Raw genomic sequence first — 2,773 nt, forward strand, 5'->3', positions numbered from 1 at the left:
GATATCCGCAAAAAGCCCCAATTCTGCGCCTCGATGTTCAAATCGAGACCAGATGAAAACATCATTTTATGCAAACAAATCATTGACTTACGATCCTCTGATGTGAAAACGTTGGGACACTAGTGATCTCATATTTATTTTCATTTGCAAGTGCAAATTTGTTCAATGAAAGACATGGGCAAGAAATACGATAGCCCAGGTGGTGTCAAAGCCGTCAGTTAGTTTGCCAAGCACTCCTCAAATCAGCGTGCCAAAATACGTTATAAATCCACGGGATATCTTTTACGCTATATCCAAACATCGTCAATTCAATTTTCTGTTTATCGATCCATTTATCCGTGATTTTTCCGTCAATATTGATTAAAAAGTGCTAAGTTTGCAACCGCTTTAACGCCTGCCATTTTCTCAACTTCCTCATCAAACCGTTTTTTAAGATCTTCTGTTGAGTCGTAAATTATTTTTGTTTTGACTAATAATTCGCTTATTTCGTCATTCTTAGTTTTAGCTTCATTGGCTAGGCCTTTTATTGCATTAAAATATTTTATCGCTTCGTCTGCATTTGCAAAATTTGGATGTGCAATCAAATTTTCAGGCTTTTTCCAAAGGAAGTAGAAAAACGCGAAGGCAATTAACGGTGGATAAACCAGCACAAAACTCGCCAGCAGCAACTGAACAAGCCCAGATGTTTGGATAAGTGCAGTTGTGACGATTGTTTCAATTACTCCGACAAATAATGAAATCACTCCAAGCGGAGTTGAGGGAGTGACTTTATTAAGGATATCAGACGTTTTCCCTGTACCGGTTGTACCTACAATGACCTTGTTTACGCCGAGTTCCTGAGCTTCCTTGATAATGTCCATAGCGTTTTCCTCAGTCTAATTTTTTACATCAATGCGCTTTAAAATGTCGAGCAAGTCTTCCTTCGTTAAAATCAACTGACAGATTTTCTTTTCTTGATCATCACAATTCAAAGTCATTACATCAACAAACATAAACGATGCACCACCTACCGTCTGAGCGTTTTGAGGGAATTGAAGCCAGCGCGACGTTACTTGACACTCTGCTTTATGTTCCATAACTTTCGCCAAGCGAACACGCTCACTGCGAGTCGGATAATCATTTTTGGTCATATTCTTTCTATACAAATAGTTTAAGTCCAAGAGCGACCAAAATCCCCATGATCCACCAAGACATTTTTTGCAGTCGATCAAGGCGCTCAATAATTTTCACCTGGAGTATTAGCGTCGCGGCAACATCCTCACGAGCGTGAGTCGCCGCTTTTAACCCTTGCTGAACCGTGAACCTCGCTTCTCCATGTTCAGTGTATTCGCAATCTAGTCCGGCGTCGGTACGTCCCATTCTAGCTATGCGGACTGCCGCAGCGAGTTCAGCACCGGCACCACCTTTTCTTTCCATCTCGGCGAAAAGCTGTGCTTCAAATTGTTCGGCGTCAATATCAGATTGAGGTCTTGCGGCCATTTTTAAATTTTCCCTCGGCTTTACGATATGTTGATAAGAGCAGCGACTTGCGGTGGCAGCAAGCGTTTGACCCAATCGATTCTTTGCTGAAGCATGGCATCTGTCATTGGTGAGGCGATAGCGACAGCCATGTCCCCCTCAATGCAGCTATTTATTGCCGCTACAAGCACTGGCACGTTATTGGAATCAGTCGCCAATGCATTCAGTACACCTTGACAAACAATCCGCATCCCGTCTAACTCCGCACGCGTCATTTCCATCGTTTGGGCGAGTGAATATAGAACTTTCTGATCTTGCGTTTCCATTCAATTTTCCTCTATCTAAATATTCCAAACCCATTGTGGGACTGTCATACCATTTCACTAGTGTCCCAACGTTTCTCATAGTAGAGACATCTGTTTTGGTTGATTTTCGTCATCGAAATTTCCCGATGGCGGCGTAAGTAATTGATTTATTGGTGCTGTTTCAAACATGGTGAGACTCAGGATTTGTAGAATTTCGTAAAGGCTATGAGGCAAATGCAGACGTTTTTTGACGATAGCGATGAGTACGTAAGTACAGACCGCGATCCATATTTGCGTCTTTACGGCATTCTCGCTGGTTCCCAGGAAGGTTTTGATACGCAAATGTTGCTTGATCCACTTGAAGAACAATTCGACCTGCCAACGCTGCTTGTAAAGCGCTGCGATCATCTCCGGTTTGAGAAAGAAATTGTTGGTCAGAAAAATGATGCGTTCCCCAGCGTCGTCCTTGACGACGATACGACGCAAAGTCGCCGGGTAGTCCTTGCTTGCGTAGAAGAGCGGGAGTACGCCCGTTTGATCGCAGATTACGTTGCTCGTCGCCCGGTCGACTGGCTGCGAATACCGACGCTTGAACTTGGTATTGCTTTTTGCTCTGGTGACAAAGAAGGCGCCCATCACATGCAGCCGGTAAAGTCTGGCGAAATCCAGATAGCCACGATCCATCAGGTAATACGCTCCTGGCTCGATGACCAGATCGTCGAGAATATTGACCTCGTGGGTCTTGCCGTCGGTGATGTGGATGAAACTGGGAATAGAGCCGCGCAGGTCGAGCAGCGTATGCAATTTGATGGCCGCCTTGGCGGACCGGAATGGTGCCCACGGATACACCGACAAACACAGGTCGATGGTGGTGGCATCGAATGCATAGACCGTCGCATCGAGGTCCACGCCAAACGGCTCGCTGGCGTACAACGGACGCGCCATCGCAATCAGGTGTTGCGCCAGATCGGCGTAGATTTGCCAGGGGCGCGTGGCATTTGCATTGGCCA

General features: G+C 45.4%; 5 protein-coding genes. All 5 read right to left on the reverse strand.

Going from position 1 to position 2,773, the window contains the following annotated elements; genetic code table 11:
• Nucleotides 1-350: 350 nt before the first annotated feature.
• The gene (locus tag ACO0K9_RS27880) at nucleotides 351-860 is read right to left on the reverse strand and encodes a hypothetical protein (protein ID WP_422990641.1); all 510 of its coding nucleotides are present in this window, start codon (nucleotides 858-860) and stop codon (nucleotides 351-353) included.
• 15 nt (nucleotides 861-875) lie between these two features.
• A complete protein-coding gene (locus ACO0K9_RS27885; protein WP_422990643.1) occupies nucleotides 876-1,130 on the reverse strand; it encodes a hypothetical protein in 255 nt (84 codons plus the stop codon).
• Between the two features lie 7 nt (nucleotides 1,131-1,137).
• On the reverse strand, nucleotides 1,138-1,479 hold the full coding sequence (locus tag ACO0K9_RS27890; RefSeq protein WP_422990645.1) for a hypothetical protein: 342 nt from the start codon (nucleotides 1,477-1,479) through the stop codon (nucleotides 1,138-1,140).
• Between the two features lie 20 nt (nucleotides 1,480-1,499).
• Entirely contained in the window at nucleotides 1,500-1,784 is a 285-nt protein-coding gene (locus tag ACO0K9_RS27895) for a hypothetical protein (RefSeq protein ID WP_422990647.1), read from the reverse strand.
• Between the two features lie 75 nt (nucleotides 1,785-1,859).
• A partial coding sequence (locus ACO0K9_RS27900) for an IS4 family transposase (RefSeq protein WP_422990649.1) occupies nucleotides 1,860-2,773 on the reverse strand: 914 nt, incomplete at its 5' end.

It is taken from the genome of Undibacterium sp. Ji50W (assembly GCF_049340445.1).
Lineage (GTDB): Bacteria > Pseudomonadota > Gammaproteobacteria > Burkholderiales > Burkholderiaceae_D > Undibacterium.

What these genes read in the sequence shown, in the direction of transcription:
- ACO0K9_RS27880 (WP_422990641.1), bottom strand. Translation starts at nt 860, where the DNA reads ATGGACATTATCAAGGAAGCTCAGGAACTCGGCGTAAACAAGGTCATT.
- ACO0K9_RS27885 (WP_422990643.1), bottom strand. Translation starts at nt 1,130, where the DNA reads ATGACCAAAAATGATTATCCGACTCGCAGTGAGCGTGTTCGCTTGGCG.
- ACO0K9_RS27890 (WP_422990645.1), bottom strand. Translation starts at nt 1,479, where the DNA reads ATGGCCGCAAGACCTCAATCTGATATTGACGCCGAACAATTTGAAGCA.
- ACO0K9_RS27895 (WP_422990647.1), bottom strand. Translation starts at nt 1,784, where the DNA reads ATGGAAACGCAAGATCAGAAAGTTCTATATTCACTCGCCCAAACGATG.